The following is a 15,398-nucleotide window of genomic DNA, read 5'->3' on the forward strand; positions in this document are numbered from 1 at the left end:
GCCGTCCGCCGCCGTGGCGCGCTCAGGGCTGGGTGTGGCCGTCCTTCTGGTAGTTCGGCGAGCGCGGTCCGTACAGGATGCCGTTGGGCCTGCCCGCCGCCAGCAGCCGGTTGCTGGTGATGCCGGCGATGGGATGCGAGCGGTTGGTGACGCTCTCGACGATCTGGCTCACGATGGCCTGCACCAGCAGGCCGACCAGGCCGCCGTTCGAGCTGCGGTCTTCGGCACTGGAGGCGGTAGCCTCGCCCTGCCACAGCAGCTGTTCGGAGCGCAGGTCGATCAGCCGGGCGGCGGCGGTGACGCGACTTTCGCTCAACAGCACCGCGTAGCTGGTGCCGTACTGCTTGATGTCGATGTACAGCGCGGCATCGGCGCCAAAGATCTCGCGCAGCTTGTGCAGCGCGACTTCGTGCATTTCCGCCGGGTTGTGCAGCCCGTTCTGGCGGAAGGTCTCGTCCACCAGGCTGACCGGCAGCACGTAGTAGCCCGACTCCGCCAGCGGCAGGGTGACCTGGGACAGCATGCTGTAGGTGGCGGCCACGTCCATCGAGCTGTTGAGGGGCGGCAGGACCAGGATGGAGCTCGGGCGGCTCTGCTTGAAGGCGCTGTAGTCGTAGGCGACGGGGGTGGCGCAGCCGGTGGCGAGCGCGGCGGCGGTGGCCGCGGCGGCGAGGATTCGGAGTCGCATCGTCGGTCGCCTCATGGGGCTCGCTTGAACCTGCTCAGCAGGAAGTCCATGTAGGGCGCGCTTTCCGGATAGAGGGCCTTCTCGGCCTCGAAGTACTTCAGCATCTCGTCCGTCTGCTCGCTTTCGGCGTAGAGCAGCCCGAGGTGGGCATTGTAGCCGGGCGGCACCGGCTTGCCGATGGCGCGCGCCTTCTCCAGGCCCGCCTCGAGGCTGGCGATCTGTTGCTGCGGCCCCATCTCCTTGGTGAAGTGGCCGTACAGCGCAGGCTGGTATTCGCCCCAGTAGTAGAGCGGCTGGGGGCCGCTGGCGCAGCCGGCGAGCAGCAAGGCGCCTGCGACCGGCAGCGCGGCCGCGAGGCGGGCAAGGCGAGCACGTGTCATCGGTCGATGTTCCGCGTCGGGCGGATCAACGGCCGGGCTGCCAGGCGCCGGATTCGATGCCCTCGACCAGGCGATTGACCGCCTCGCGCATGGCGAGGTCGAGCACCTTGCCGTTGAGCGTGGAGTCGTAGCTCGCGGTGCCGCCAAAGCCGATCACCTCGCGGTTGTCCAGGCTGTATTCGCCTGCGCCCTGCGTCGAAAAGACCACCTCGGAGGTCTCGACGTTGACCACGTTGAGATTGACCTTGGCATAGGCCACCTGCGACTTGCCGCGGCCGAGGATGCCGAACAGCTGGCGGTCGCCGGTTTCCTTGCGGCCGAACTCGGTGACGTCGCCGGTGATGACGTAGCTCGCGCCCTTGATGTTCTGCGTCGACCTGGCCAGCGCCGCCTCCTGCTTGATCTCCGGCATGTTGTCGCGGTCGAGCACGTTGAAGCGCCCGGTCTGCTGCAGGTGGGTGATCAGGATGGTCTTGGCCTGGCTGCCGAGGCGGTCGACGCCGTCGGTGAAGATGCCGCGCATGAAGCTCGAGCGGTTGTCGAACTTGCCCACCGCGATCAGGCTGCGCGGGCCGTTGTAAGTGGTGCCGGCAGCGGCGACCTTGGCCACTTCCAGCGTGCGCGACTGCTCGGTGGCACAGCCGGCCAGCAGGGCGACGCCCCCGACCAGAAAGACACCGGCGACGAGGTTTCGGACAGCGGATAGGTGGCGCATCGGGGCGGGCTCCGGTTCATGCCAAGGGGGCGAAGGCGGGCATTCTGCCGCAAGGACGCGGGGGGCGCCATGGGCCTGCTTGCTCAGGGCGATCTTGAATCAGCGCCGCCATCGGCTATGGTCAGGGCATCACGGGGATTTGGCTCCTCGACAAGGATGGCTTCGACTCCCACCCGGCCCGGCGTTGCAACTGATTCACGGTGATTCCTATGAATACCCTGGGCAAGACCATGCGAGGTCTGTTGATCTCGGCACTGATGCTGGCGATGACGCTGCCGGCCTTTGCGCAGCAGGCAACCCGCAGGGCATCGGCGGAAACGGTCGTGATCCTCGGTTATGCGATTCCAACGCCGGTGCAGGTCGACGAACCGGTGGAATGGGCGACGGTGCAGCCGTATGTGCCTGCCGCCCTGTACGACAAGCCGGCGGCGCCGATGACATCGCGGGAGATCTACAACGAGATCAACCGGCTCATGAGCGCGAAGATGGACGAATATGAACGGGCGCTCAGCGCATTGGCCATTGCCCGGGCGGGTGAGTATCCCGACGTGCCTCGGGAGGAAGTCGAGATGATGCTGGCCGACCAGTTCGTGACTGGCGAGGGGGAAGGCATCTCGCCGGATGTGCAAAGGCTCGCCCATGAATACGCCGCGTTGCTGTATCTGCACGGGGCCTTCGAGACCGAACTCCGCGCCCAGGGCTACGAGCCCACACGATATGCACCCGGACCGGTGCCGGAACGATAGCGATTCACCGCGTCGGGCTGCGGGCGGATGTCAGCTGCCCGATGGTCGCCTCGATCGGCGTCAGGCCGGTGCGTGCAGCGAGACATGGTCGTCACCGACACGCGGCTGCTTCAGTTCAAGCTCCCGCTGCAGCACCCGCGCGTCGACGGTCGTCTCGACCCATGACTGGAGGAGCGCTACGACCGACTCGGAAAGGCCGGCATGGCCGAGCGCCTCGATATGCGCCTGCGTGTTCTTTTGCAATGCCTCGTCGATGATCTGGCTGGCCTGCCGCTTGCCAAGTGCAGGCCGTCGGCCTGCGGCTCGCCGACAGGAGCCGTTGTCGGTCTGGTGAATAGCTGCATGTTGAACCTCCTACCCGGCCGGTGATCCGGCCGCCAGTAAAGGCAGCCTCGCAGCCGTCGGCAGAATGGTCCAACTTGGCTAATTAGCCTTATTTCAGCGCAGATGGGCGGCGGCCGGACAGGGCACCCTCCGCGAGGGCACCCTGTCCGGCGCCGGCAGGTCCGCGGCATCAGGTGCCGACGACGCCGCCGTCCTTGCGGCGAATGGCGATGGTCGCCGAGCGCGGGCGCCCGCCGGCCTCGCCATCGGGCCAGGTGCTGATGGCCTTGGGCTTGTGCGGATCGTTACGGCCGGGGTGCGCCAGCGGGGCCTCGCCCGGGTGCTGGATATTGACGAACAGGGTGCGCATGTCCGGCGTGAACTGCACGGCGGTGACCTCGCAGCCGACCGGGCCGGTGAGGAAACGCCGGATCTCGCCGGTCGCGGGGTCGGCGGCGAGCATCTGGTTGTTGCCGATGTTCTTCCAGTCCGCCTTGACGACCAGGTCGGTATCGCGCATGTTCGCGGCCGACGAATCGGTCTGGATCCACAGCACGCCGCGCGGGTCGCAGTAGAGACCGTCGGGCTGCGCAAAGGCGAGCGCGCTGTTGCTGCGCTTCACGGGGTCGGCGTGCTCGGGGTCGCCGCCCAGCAGGAACACGTCCCATTCGAAGCGCGTGGCGGTGGGATCGGCGCCCGCCTCGCGCCAACGCACGATATGGCCCATCAGGTTGGGCGCGCGCGGGTTGGCCGCGTCGGCGCCGAGCGGCTCGTCGCGGTGCAGCGGCTTGCCCGCGCCACGGGAGGTGTTGTTGGTCAGCGTCACATACACTTCGCGCGTCGTCGGATGGACCGCGATCCACTCCGGCCGGTCCATGTAGGTGGCGCCGGCCACGTCCGCGGCCGTGCGCGCATCGATGACCACTTCTGCCTGCGAGCTGAAGCCGTTCTCGGCGCTCAGTCCGTTCTTGCCGTGGGTGAGCTCGATCCACTCGCCGCTGCCGTCCTCATGGAAGCGGGCGGCGTACAGGGTGCCCTCGTCGAGGATGTGCTTGTTGGCCTCGTAGCCGCCGTCCTTGACGTAGGGCCGGGCGCTGACGAACTTGTAGATATGCTCGAAGCGCGAGCGGAAATCGTCATCGCCCATGTAGTAAACCACGCGGCCGTCGGGCGCCTCGGACAGCATCGCCCCCTCGTGCGCCATGCGCCCCATGGCGGTGTGCTTGACCGGCACGCTGGCCGGGTCGTAGGGGTCGAATTCGACCACCCAGCCGAAGCGATTGGGCTCGTTGGGGTGCTTCACGGCGTCGAAGCGTTCGTCGAACTCGTGCCAGCGAAAGCCCCAGCTCTTGTCCGTCGGTGGCACGCCATAGCGGTCCTGCAGGCGCGAGATCGAACCGGAGTCGTTGACGAAGTAGGGGGTGAAGTTCTCCTCGCAGGACAGATAGGTACCCCACGGCGTGTAGCCATTGGCACAGTTCTGGAAGGTGCCGAGTGCGGTCCTGCCCGCCGGATCGGCCGCGGTCTGCATCCAGGGGTGGCCCGCCGCCGGGCCGGCGATGACGAACGGGGTGTCGGCGGTGATGCGACGCCCGTATTGCGAGTCCTTCACCGTGTGCCAGCGCTCGCCGTCGAAGCGGACCTCGAACACGCCCAGCCCGTGGGCGTTCTTGGACTTCTGCACCTTCTCCGCGGTCCAGGTTTCCATGCCGTCCGGGCTGAGCAGGTTGTCGTCGGTGTACTCGTAGTTGATGGCGATGAGCCCATGCGTCGACGAGTCCGAGCCCCTGGGCATCGGGAAGTAATGCATGCCGTCGTGGAACATGCCCGACTGCATTGCCTGCATCGCCGCGGACTGGCTGGCATCGTGCGCAAAGTCCGCTGCGCCCGGCATGATCGGATCGCCCCAGGCATTGACCACCTGCCAGGTGTACTCCGGTGGCACCTCCACGGTGTCGGCCAGCGAGATGCCGATCGAGGTGAAGCCCAACAACGGTCGGGACCCGGCCGCCGCGGCCGCCTTCAGCAGCGCGGGCGTGCCGAACAACGAGACCGCCGCCAGCCCCAGGGAGCCTTGCAGGACGGCACGCCGTGACAAGCGTGCCGCGACCAGATCGTCCAGGAGCCTGCCCGATGTGACCGCGCCGGGAAGGTCATTTGCTGTGTTCATGAATCCTCTCCTCCAGTTCGGTTTGGGTCCCGGGCCCGCAAACCATCCTGGGCCGCATCGGGACCGAACAGGCAAAGGACTGATCAGCATCGGCAGAGCAGCCCTCGTGCCGCGTTGCCGTACGGGAAGCATAGGCGAGGTTCACCCCAATTGCTGCGATACGCGCCCGCCCGGCGAGCGCCCCGTCCATCGGTGGCCGATGCCCCGCCGCGGTCGTCGGTGCGGTCGCCCATGCGGTCAAGACAGGCAAACTCACGACTGGCAGCACCGAATCGGTGCATAATCGCGCACTGATCCTGCCACGCCGACGCTGGCGCATTCACGCCAGGCGATGTGAACCGCCGCCGCCCTTGCGCCCTCCAGTGCTCGGTCTGGCCCGTGCGCCGAGCCACCCCCGCAACGATGCCCCCTGCCACCCTCACCACCCCGCCCGCCAACCCGGCAGATGGCGCCCCCTCGCTGTGGCTGCGCTTGATCCTGCCGCTGGTGCTGATCTCCCTGCTGATGAGCGCCACCGGCATGGTCGGCTACCGCTACCTGAGCGAGGAGATCCGCCGCGAGACCCACCGCACCCTGGCGGTAATCGCCGAGCAGAAGCGCGAGCAGATCGAGAACTCGCTGCGCGAGACCCGCATCGACGCCGAGTCCTATTTCTCCACCGACTCGCGCTTCGAGAGCCTGTTCGCCGCCTGGCTCGCCAGCGGCCGCGAGGATGGCGAACGGCTCGAGCGCATGCGCAGCCACCTCGTCGAAGTCGCCCAGCGCCGTGGCTGGGGCGGGCTTGCGCTGCTCGACGCCGCCCTGCAGCCGGTGCTGCACATCGGCGGCGCCGACATCGCCCCGCACGCGGCGCTGGCTGCCGACCTCCTCATCCGACCGCGCATCGAGCTCGTCGACCTGCACCGCGACGCCGCCGGCGTGATGCAGTACGGCGTGCTGGCGCCGATCGGCGACCACGACGCGCCCACCGGGGTGGTGTACCTGAGCTGGAAGGCCGAAGAGTCGCTCTACCCGCTGGTCGAGTCGTGGCCGGTGCCGACGCGCACGGCCGAGACCTATCTCGTGCGTCGCGATGCGGAGGGCGTGCGTTTCCTCACCCCGCTGCGTCACGCGCAGGAGCCCGCGCTGGCGCTCACCCGCGCGCTCGATGCACCCGCCCTGCCGGCGGCGCGCGCCGTGCAGGGCAGCCTGGGCATCCTCGAGAACGGCCTCGACTACCGCGGTGTGCCGGTGCTCGCCTATGCCGCTGCGGTCGCCGGCACGCCCTGGCTGATGCTGGCCGAGATTGACGAGCGCGAAGCCTACAGCGGCATTCGCAGCATGGCCTGGGCCACCGGGCTGGTGATGGGACTGGGCCTGCTGCTGGTGTATTCCGCCGGCTACCTGCTGTGGCGCCGTAGTCAGCAACGCCAGGAGCTGGTCGCGCTGCAAGCCCAGCGCGCGGCCGAAGCGCGCTTTCGCGTGATCTTCGAGCAGGCGCCGCTCGGCGTGGTGCTGCTCGACTCCGACAGCGGCCGCATCACCGAGGCCAACCCGCGCTTCGCGGAAATCGTCGGCCGCCCGGTGGCATCGCTCACCGGGCTCGACCCGGCGCGCATCACCCACCCCGAGGACGTGCATGCCGGCCTGGACGAACTCGAGCGCCTGCGCGATGGCGCGAGCGCGGACTACCGGCTCAACAAGCGTTACCTGCGGCCCGATGGCTCCACCGTGTGGGCGAGCCTGACCGGCGCGCCGGTGCAGGTCGACTCCGAGCAGGCGCCGCGCCATCTCGTCATCGTCGAGGACATCTCCGAGCGCAAGGAAATGGAAGAGCGCCTGCGCCAGGCCACGGCCACCGCCGAGGCGGCCAATGCCGCCAAGAGCGAGTTCCTCGCCCACATGAGCCACGAGATCCGCACGCCGATGAACGCGGTGCTCGGCCTCGCCCAGGTGCTCGAGCGCGAGCCGCTCGCCCCGGGCCAGCGCGACATGGTCGAACGCATCCGCAGCGCCGGCCAGTCCCTGCTCGCCATCCTCAACGACGTTCTCGACCTGTCCAAGATCGAAGCCGGCCAGCTGCGCATCGAGCCCCGTCCCTTCGAGCTCGGCGTGCTGCTGGCCAATGTCGACAGCCTGATGGGCCAGGCCGCGCGTGCGAAGGGACTGGCCCTGCACGTCGAGGCCGCGCGCGCGCCGCAGGAGCCGCTGCTCGGCGACGGCCTGCGCATCGAACAGGTGCTGTTCAACCTCACCGGCAACGCGATCAAGTTCACCGAGCGTGGCGAAGTCACGGTGCAGGTCGATGCGCGCGACACCGGCGACCAGGGCCTGCGCCTGCGCGTCGAAGTGCGCGACACCGGCATCGGCATCGCGCCAGAAGTGCTCGGCCGTCTGTTTGCGCCCTTCGCCCAGGCCGACGCCGGCATCGCACGCCGCTTCGGCGGCACCGGGCTCGGCCTGTCGATCTGCAAGCGCCTGGTCGAACTGATGGGCGGCGAGATCGGCGTGGACAGCCAGCCCGGCACTGGCAGCACCTTCTGGTTCGAGCTGCCCCTGCAGCGTCTGAGCGCCGACCAGATGCGCAGCCTGGCCCCGCGCCCGGTGACGCGCCCGAGCGGACCGCGCCTGCAGGGGGCGCACCTGCTGGTGGTCGACGACAGCGCGATGAACCGCGACCTGGTCGAGCGCGCCCTGCGCCTCGAAGGCGCCACCGCCACCCTCGCCGCTGACGGCCAGCAGGCGGTGCAGCTGCTGAAGACGCGCCCGCAGGGCTTCGATGCGGTGCTGATGGACGTGCAGATGCCGGTGATGGACGGGCTCAGCGCCACGCGCGCGATCCGTGCCGAGTTGGGCCTGCACGATCTGCCGGTGATCGCCTTCACCGCCGGCGTGCGCGACGCACAGCAGGCCGCGGCGCGCGCCGCCGGCGCCAACGACGTGCTGCCCAAACCGATGGACCTGGAGCAGATGGCGGTGCTGCTGACGCAGTGGGTGCGCCCGCGACAGGCCACTCGCGCCACGACGGCGGCCCCGTCGGCCAGGCTCGCGCAGGCGGGCGCCCACGCAGCGGACGCGGCTGGCGAGGACAGCGACGCTTTCCCCCTGATCGACGGCATCGACCGCGAGCGCGCGGCGCAGCGCCTGGCCGGCGACCGCTCGATGTTCCTGAGCCTGTTGCAGATGTTCGTCGAGGACAACGCCGACGCCGTCGCCGCGGCCCGCAGCGAACTCGCCCGTGGCGAGCGCGAAGCGGCCGGGCGCCGCCTGCACACGCTGGCGAGCAACGCCGGCTTCCTGTGCGCGCTGGACCTGATGGCCGCGGCGAGGGCGCTCGAGGAGGCGATCGAGCGCGGCGAGACCGCGCTGGATGCTGCCCTGGCCGCGCTCGAGCAGCAGATCGGCGAACTCGTCACGGCGAGCGCGCCCTGGCGCTGAGCGCCGGGCAGCACGCTTGCAGCCCGCGCTTACGACAAACGTCTACGGAAAGCGGCGGCCGTCGCCGAAGTGCTCCACCAGGCGGTCGAACACCAGGCGGATGCGCGCCGCCACCGGCCCACGCTGGGGCCGATACACCGACAGGCTCCAGGGCTCGGGCGCGAGCTCGGGCAGCACCTCGACCAGCCGCCCCGCGCGCAGGTGCGGCGCGGCAAGGTAGGCGGTGAGCTGGCCGAAGCCGACGCCGGCGAGCACGGCATCGGCCTCGGCGCCCGTGTCGTCGGTGGCAAAGGCCGGCGTGCGCGGCAGCCACTGCTGGCCGCCGGCCAGGAACCATGCCCACGGCCGCCCGGTGTTGGGGTCGATGGCGACGGTGGTCGGTCGTTCGGCCAGATCCTGCAGCGTCTTCGGCGCGCCGCAGCGCGCGAGCAGCGCGGGCGCGGCGACAATGTGAAAGGACACGCTCGACACCGCCCGCGCGACAAAGCGGCTGTCGCGCAGCACGCCGACGCGGATGCCGATGTCGATCTGCTCATCGACCACGTCGGCAAACTGGTCGGAGAAGCGCAGATCCAGGTGCAGGCCCGGGTGACGGGCGCACAACTCGGCCAGCACCGGCATCAGCGCGTAGCGGCCGAGGGCGCGCGGCGCGGTGATGCGCACCAGCCCCGAGAGCTCGCTATCGCTCGCGTCCTCGGTGCGGCGAAAGATCTCGTCCACGCCCTGCAGGCTCAGCCGCGCCCTCGCCGCGAGCTGTTCGCCGAACTCGGTTATGCGGTTGTGGCGGGTGTTGCGGTGGAACAGCAGCTCGCCGACATGGTCTTCCAGTTCCTTCACCGCGCGCGTGACCGCCTGCGGCGACACGCCCAGGCGGGTCGCCGCCTCCTTGAAGTTGCGCGACTCTGCCGCGGTGCAGAAGATGCGCAGCATTTCCAGGCGGTTGAGCATGAACGGATCCCGATTCGGTACCCGCGCAGTATTCCAGAAACTGGAATCATGAAATCAACAATTATCCATTTATCGGATTTAGCGGCATCGGGATACTTGCACGGTCGCGGGCCGTGCGCCCGCTTGCCTTCAGGATCTCCGCCATGACCATCAAATCGCGCGCCGCCGTCGCCTTTGCCGCCAACCAGCCCCTGCAGATCGTCGAAGTGGATGTCGAGCCGCCCAGGGCCGGCGAGGTCCTGGTACGCATCGTCGCCAGCGGCGTGTGCCACACCGACGCCTTCACGCTGTCGGGTGACGACCCCGAGGGCATCTTCCCGGCCATCCTCGGCCACGAGGGTGGCGGCATCGTCGAGGCGGTCGGCGAAGGCGTGAGCTCGCTCGCCGTCGGCGACCACGTGATCCCGCTGTATACGGCGGAATGCCGCGAGTGCAAGTTCTGCAAGTCGGGCAAGACCAACCTGTGCCAGGCGGTGCGCGCCACCCAAGGCAAGGGCCTGATGCCCGACGGCACCACCCGCTTCTCCTACCAGGGCCAGCCGATCTACCACTACATGGGCACCTCGACCTTCTCGGAATACACCGTGGTGCCGGAGATCGCGCTCGCCAAGATCGACAAGGACGCGCCGCTCGACAAGGTCTGCCTGCTCGGCTGCGGCGTCACCACCGGCATCGGTGCGGTGCTCAACACCGCCAAGGTGGAAGAAGGCGCCACCGTCGCCATCTTCGGCCTCGGCGGCATCGGCCTGGCGGCGATCATCGGCGCCACCATGGCCAAGGCCTCGCGCATCATCGCGGTCGACATCAACCCCGCCAAGTTCGACATCGCGAAAAAGCTGGGCGCGACCGAGTTCGTCAATCCGAAGGACCACGACAAGCCGATCCAGGACGTCATCGTCGAGCTCACCGACGGCGGCGTCGATTACTCCTTCGAGTGCGTCGGCAACGTCAAGCTGATGCGTGCCGCGCTCGAGTGCTGCCACAAGGGCTGGGGCGAATCGACCATCATCGGCGTCGCCGGCGCGGGGCAGGAGATCAGCACCCGCCCGTTCCAGCTCGTCACCGGCCGCGTGTGGCGCGGCAGCGCCTTCGGCGGCGTCAAGGGTCGCACCGAACTGCCGAGCTACGTGCAGAAGGCGCAAAAGGGCGAGATCCCGCTCGACGACTTCATCACGCATACCATGCCGCTCGAGGACATCAACAAGGCCTTCGAGCTGATGCACGAGGGCAAGAGCATCCGCACCGTGATCCACTTCTGATCCGTTGCCGCCAAGCCGCGCCACCGCGCTCGCCATCAGCCTGGCGGCGCGCTCCTCTGACCCCACTTATTCCGGAGATCTGCCCGTGAGCCTGGAAATCCTCAGCAGCCAGAAGAGCTTCGGCGGCTGGCACCAGCGCGTCCGCCACCCCTCGAACACGCTCGACTGCGACATGGTGTTCGCCATCTACCTGCCGCCGCAGGCCGAGCAGGCGGGCGCCCGCCTGCCGGTGCTGTACTGGCTGTCCGGGCTGACCTGCACCGACGAGAACTTCATGCAGAAGGCGGGCGCGCAGCGCATGGCGGCCGAGCTCGGCCTCATCATCGTCGCCCCCGACACCAGCCCGCGCGGCGCCGACGTGCCGGGCGACCCGGACGGCGCCTGGGATTTCGGCCACGGCGCCGGCTTCTATGTGAACGCCACGCAGGCCCCGTGGTCGCGCCACTACCGCATGCACGACTATGTGGTCGAGGAGCTTCCGGCGCTGGTCGAGGCCAACTTCCCCGCCTCCGACCGCCGCGGCATCAGCGGCCACTCGATGGGCGGCCACGGCGCGCTCACCTGTGCCCTGCGCCATCCCGGGCGCTACCGCTCGGTGTCGGCGTTCGCGCCGATCGTCAATCCGATGAATTGCCCCTGGGGCGAAAAGGCCTTCTCACGCTACCTCGGCGACGACCGCGCGCAGTGGCGCGAATGGGACACCTGCGCGTTGATCGCGCAGGCCAGCGAGCGCCTGCCGCTGCTGGTCGACCAGGGCGAGGCCGACGGCTTCCTCGCCGCGCAGCTCAAGCCCGAGGCCCTGCAGGCCGCCGCCACCGCCGCCAGCCACCCGCTGACGCTGCGGCTGCAACCGGGCTACGACCACAGCTACTACTTCATCGCCAGCTTCATCGAGGACCATCTGCGGCATCACGCGCGGGCGCTGGCGGGGTAGGCCGAAACTCAAGACGGATGCTGGAGCAGGCGGCGTGGCAAGCTCATAATCCCGTCTCCAACCCGCTGACATGCAGCCATGCCCGACTCCGCTCACGATCTTGCCATCCAGTACGGCCTCGGCCACATCGAGTCTGCCCGCATCCCCGGCACCAGGCTGAGCGATCTGCTGGCGAAGTTAAAGGCGGGCAAGCCACTGAGTCTGCTCGCGTTGCAGTACCTGAAGCAGCAAGAACTTGACGGGCTACACCGGCTCGCTGTCGGCGACATCACCGCCGACGCTTATTTTTCCGGGTTGGACCAGGGACGGATCGCGGAGCAGCAGGCCGCCAAGGCAAGGCTCGACGCTGAGAAGGCAACCTACGTCAGCGCACGCAGAAGACCCCGAGCCTCGGAGAGCGCCGAAGCGCGGCGGCAGCGCGTGCGAGAGGAAACCGAGGCCGTGTTGCGCGCGCAGCAGGCAAGGCGCAAGGAGCTTCTGGCACAGCAGGAGTGCAACCTCGCAACCGCAAGAGCCGCATACGAGGCACAGCATGGCTGCGGCGCGACGCCAGCAACCAAGCAGGAGATCGCTGCGTACTATCACCTCAGTGATCTCCCCGAGGCGCTGTCGGCACCCCTGAGCGAGATCCTCGTTGCGCTCTATCAAGGCGTTCCGCTGACGACCGACGCGCTGTCTCCGCTTCACACCCCCCGGTTAAGCACACTTCGCGACTATTCGCTCGGACGCATCGATCTGGCTGCTTACATGGCATCCGCCCGCACCATCGAGCGAGCTGCGCTTTCAGTCATCGCCCGCGAGAATGCGCGCATCGCGCGCGAACGCGACCCGGTCTATCAGGCGCACAAGAAGCGCTGCGAGTTGTATCGCATTCACTGCGATGCGGACCAGCTGCCGCCACGGCTCGTCGCGGTCTTCGAGCAACTCGAAGCCAACACACGCTTGCGCGAGGAGGATTTCGCCTGGCTTCACTCGGAGGAAGGGAAACCCTACAGAAGCCCAGCCATGCTGGAAGCCTGCCACCTGCTCGAGGCGCACTTTCACGCCGATCACTATCGGAAAACGGCAAACCCCTGGATCGCGCTGACCGCGTCCAAGCACTACCGGAAGGCCAAGCGGGCCCCGTTGGCGGTCGAGCTGCTGGACCTGCTCTCGCCCGACCGGACCCGTGACCGCAAGCTCCATTCCGCCATCCTCACGACCCGCGGCGGCGCGATGCGCGACCTCGATCGTCGCGAAGAGGCGATCGCACTTGGCACGGAGGCTCACGAGTTGCAGCCTCAAGACTACCGCCCGTGCACCCTGCTCGGGGCGCTTCACATGGAACTTCGCCATTACGATCTCGGCCATGCCTGGTACGCAAAGGCCGAACAGCGTGGCGCGAGGTCGCAAGGAATCGACGATGAGTTACGCAGTATCTATCGGCAGGCAGACAAGGCTGGTAAAGCCGCGATGAAGGCCTTCCTGCTGCAGCAGGATCCGGTACGGTATGCATGGCTCCAGCGCCTCCGCTAGCGTCAAACACGCAGCACGTCGCCGAAGGATATGGGCCAGTCGCGGAATGCTTCGTCCATGTCCTCGACCACACGCCCCACCTGAGGATGGGCCGCAAGGATGCCCATGCCCTCGCGGATCGCCTTGACCGCGAGTCGGCCTGCGGCCGGGTTCTTCACCGCCAGGAAGCGATACAGGCGCTGGACACTGGCCAGCGCCTGCTCCGACCAGATCAGGCGAGGCATCAGCGGTGGGCTCGGGGCGGCTCGACATCGCTCCCCGCCTCAAGCTCGGCCAACCACGCGTCCGCCTCTTCACCGGTCACATGCAGGCCGGTGCTCTGATAGCGCTCCCAGGCATCGAGCGCTTCCTTGCGAAACGCCTCGCGCTGTTCCTCTCGCTCCACATACTGCTCGATGGCTTCGCGCATCAACCAATGCACCGGGCGACGGCGCTGGTCGGCCAGACTCCGAACACGCGCCTTGAGCGGTTCATCCAGGCGAACCGAAACCGGGGTCGTAGCCATGAATAGCCTCCTGTATTACAGCTGACTGCAGTATAGCTCTGGCGAGCATTCCACCGCGCAAACCGGCTCGGCGGCGGCTTCGCTACACAAACGGATTGAGGACATCCACCCCGAGCACGCGGAAATCCGCGACATTGCGCGTGACGACCGTCAAGCCCCGCGTCCTCGCGGTCGCCGCAATCATCGCGTCCTCGTAGAGTGTGTCGGACTGGCGGTGCCTCAGCTTCGCCCATTCCCTGAACGAACGCCGCAGCATCCGTCGCCAGCACGTTCCAGGCACTGACCACGCGTTCAACGATCTGGGCGACCACGGCCTGCCGCAGGCGGACGATCATGAACGACGTTCGTATCGAAGCGGGTAACGGTGTCAGCACCGAGGGTCTGCTAAGGTTCCCGGCATCACGCATCGGAATGAAAGATCCGGAGCCCACTTGAGTCCTCCCTTGCCCATTCTGTCCCCGTGCCGCCGCGCCCTGGCGGCAGCCTTGCTGTTGGCGATGACCCTGCTTGCCGCGCTGGCGGGCACGGGTTACGGGCCGCCGGTGTGGTCCGCCGGGCTGGCGGCGTGGGTGGCCGGCGCGCTGCTGTGGTCGCAGCTTGCGCCGGCGCAAAAGCGCCTGGCCCTGATCCTCGCCGGCGCGGGCGCGATCGCGTTCGGCTTCACCCTGGCACGCGGCGGCAGTCCGAACCTGATCGGCCTGCTGACGCAGAACACCGCGCTGCTCGGCATGCTGGCCGCGGTAAGCTTCTTGCGTCTGCTGCGCCCACCCGAGACCGGCAGCGCCGGCCTGCCGCAGGGGCGCGCGGCGCTGTGGCGAACCCTGCTGGCGGTGCATGTGCTGGGGGCGGTGATCAACCTCGCGGCGGTCTTCCTCATTGCCGAGCGCATCGGCCCCGACGGCAAGCCACGCCCCGCGCAGGCAATGGCGCTGGTGCGGGCCTTTCTCGCCGCCGCGCTGTGGTCGCCCTTCTTTGCCGCCACTGCGGTGGCGCTGACCTATGCGCCGGGCGCCAGTCCGCTCGGCCTCGCCGCCTCCGGCATGGCGCTGGCGGTGGTCCTGCTATGGCTGGCCGGGCGCGACATCGAGCGCGCCAGCGGCAAACGCGCCGCCGACTTCGTCGGCTATCCGATGCGGGCGGAGGCCTTGCGCGTTCCCGCCGTCCTGGCGGCACTGGTCGCAAGCGGACACTGGCTGGTGCCGGACTGGACCGCGCTCGCGGTGATCAGCCTGGCGTCGCTGGCCGTGGTGTGCGTTGTCGTGCTGGCGCAGCAGGGGCCGCGGGCCGGTGGCCGCGCGCTGTATTGCCACGTGCACGACCGCCTGCCCGGCATGTCGGGCGAGTTGGTGCTGTTCCTGTCGGCCGCCGTGTTCGCCACCGGGCTGCGCGCTTTGATGGAGAGCGGCGGCCTGTGGCTACCGCTCTCCGGCTTCGGCGTAACCGAGGCGGCGCTGTTGCTGGCGCTGATGATCCTGCTCGCCGCGCTGGGCATCCACGCGGTGATCACCATCGCCATGGCCTCGGCCTGGCTCACCCCGCTCCACCCGGAGCCGACGCTGCTGGCCCTGGTCTTCGTCCAGTCGTGGGCGATCGGCCTGGCAGCGGGGCCGATGTCGGGCATTCACCTCGCCCTGCAGGGCCGCTATGGGCTCTCCTCCAGCCGGCTTGCGCGCGGCAATCTGCGCTACTGCCTGCAGGCCTACGTCGTTGCCGTGGTGTGGCTGGCGGTGGTCGGCAGCCTGCTGGACGCACCGCTGCTGCCGACGTGGGGATGACGGGGCTGTGCTGATGGCCAGG

General features: G+C 68.5%; 14 protein-coding genes. 6 read left to right on the forward strand and 8 right to left on the reverse strand.

All coding sequences use genetic code 11. The annotated features are described in order from the left end of the window. Positions 1–22: 22 nt before the first annotated feature. Genes ACMV5O_RS06970 through ACMV5O_RS06980 form a run of 3 tightly spaced genes read right to left on the reverse strand, consistent with a single transcriptional unit; the run spans position 23 to position 1,783 of the window. Entirely contained in the window at positions 23–688 is a 666-nt protein-coding gene (locus ACMV5O_RS06970) for a DUF799 domain-containing protein (protein WP_324544404.1), read from the reverse strand. Between the two features lie 11 nt (positions 689–699). After that, positions 700–1,068: a DUF4810 domain-containing protein gene (locus ACMV5O_RS06975; protein WP_416162826.1), complete on the reverse strand. Its 369-nt coding sequence runs from the start codon at positions 1,066–1,068 to the stop codon at positions 700–702. 25 nt (positions 1,069–1,093) lie between these two features. After that, a complete protein-coding gene (locus ACMV5O_RS06980) occupies positions 1,094–1,783 on the reverse strand; it encodes a CsgG/HfaB family protein (RefSeq protein WP_416162827.1) in 690 nt (229 codons plus the stop codon). A gap of 209 nt (positions 1,784–1,992) precedes the next feature. Here ACMV5O_RS06980 and ACMV5O_RS06985 point away from each other — a divergent pair, with 209 nt between their 5' ends. Further along, a complete protein-coding gene (locus ACMV5O_RS06985; protein WP_416162828.1) occupies positions 1,993–2,529 on the forward strand; it encodes a hypothetical protein in 537 nt (178 codons plus the stop codon). Between the two features lie 60 nt (positions 2,530–2,589). Here the strand turns inward: ACMV5O_RS06985 and ACMV5O_RS06990 are convergent, their stop codons facing one another. Both ACMV5O_RS06990 and ACMV5O_RS06995 read right to left on the reverse strand, forming a co-directional pair. After that, positions 2,590–2,772: a hypothetical protein gene (locus ACMV5O_RS06990; protein WP_324544143.1), complete on the reverse strand. Its 183-nt coding sequence runs from the start codon at positions 2,770–2,772 to the stop codon at positions 2,590–2,592. Between the two features lie 271 nt (positions 2,773–3,043). Further along, a complete protein-coding gene (locus tag ACMV5O_RS06995) occupies positions 3,044–5,023 on the reverse strand; it encodes a PhoX family protein (RefSeq protein WP_416162829.1) in 1,980 nt (659 codons plus the stop codon). 402 nt (positions 5,024–5,425) lie between these two features. Between ACMV5O_RS06995 and ACMV5O_RS07000 the strand changes: the two genes are divergently transcribed. Next, positions 5,426–8,440, forward strand: a complete 3,015-nt coding sequence (locus ACMV5O_RS07000; RefSeq protein WP_416162830.1) for an ATP-binding protein — start codon at positions 5,426–5,428, stop codon at positions 8,438–8,440. Between the two features lie 42 nt (positions 8,441–8,482). Here the strand turns inward: ACMV5O_RS07000 and ACMV5O_RS07005 are convergent, their stop codons facing one another. Then, a complete protein-coding gene (locus ACMV5O_RS07005; protein ID WP_416162831.1) occupies positions 8,483–9,388 on the reverse strand; it encodes a LysR family transcriptional regulator in 906 nt (301 codons plus the stop codon). Positions 9,389–9,531: 143 nt separating this feature from the next. Here ACMV5O_RS07005 and ACMV5O_RS07010 point away from each other — a divergent pair, with 143 nt between their 5' ends. From ACMV5O_RS07010 to ACMV5O_RS07020, 3 genes are all read left to right on the forward strand, one after another. Continuing rightward, the gene (locus ACMV5O_RS07010; RefSeq protein WP_416162832.1) at positions 9,532–10,647 is read left to right on the forward strand and encodes an S-(hydroxymethyl)glutathione dehydrogenase/class III alcohol dehydrogenase; all 1,116 of its coding nucleotides are present in this window, start codon (positions 9,532–9,534) and stop codon (positions 10,645–10,647) included. 85 nt (positions 10,648–10,732) lie between these two features. After that, entirely contained in the window at positions 10,733–11,581 is an 849-nt protein-coding gene (gene fghA / locus ACMV5O_RS07015) for an S-formylglutathione hydrolase (RefSeq protein WP_416162833.1), read from the forward strand. Between the two features lie 78 nt (positions 11,582–11,659). After that, on the forward strand, positions 11,660–13,096 hold the full coding sequence (locus tag ACMV5O_RS07020; RefSeq protein ID WP_416162834.1) for a hypothetical protein: 1,437 nt from the start codon (positions 11,660–11,662) through the stop codon (positions 13,094–13,096). Between the two features lie 2 nt (positions 13,097–13,098). On the opposite strand, the gene ACMV5O_RS07025 is transcribed toward ACMV5O_RS07020, so the two are convergent. Then, positions 13,099–13,320, reverse strand: a complete 222-nt coding sequence (locus ACMV5O_RS07025) for a type II toxin-antitoxin system RelE/ParE family toxin (protein ID WP_416162835.1) — start codon at positions 13,318–13,320, stop codon at positions 13,099–13,101. Further along, positions 13,320–13,601 (reverse strand): CopG family ribbon-helix-helix protein, encoded by a 282-nt coding sequence (locus ACMV5O_RS07030; RefSeq protein ID WP_416162836.1) that lies wholly within the window; start codon positions 13,599–13,601, stop codon positions 13,320–13,322. The genes ACMV5O_RS07025 and ACMV5O_RS07030 overlap by 1 nt, the downstream gene beginning before the upstream one ends. A gap of 443 nt (positions 13,602–14,044) precedes the next feature. Here ACMV5O_RS07030 and ACMV5O_RS07035 point away from each other — a divergent pair, with 443 nt between their 5' ends. Further along, on the forward strand, positions 14,045–15,376 hold the full coding sequence (locus ACMV5O_RS07035) for a hypothetical protein (protein WP_416162837.1): 1,332 nt from the start codon (positions 14,045–14,047) through the stop codon (positions 15,374–15,376). Positions 15,377–15,398 lie beyond the last annotated feature (22 nt).

The sequence above is a fragment of the Thauera sp. WH-1 genome, assembly GCF_047806685.1.
Lineage (GTDB): Bacteria > Pseudomonadota > Gammaproteobacteria > Burkholderiales > Rhodocyclaceae > Thauera.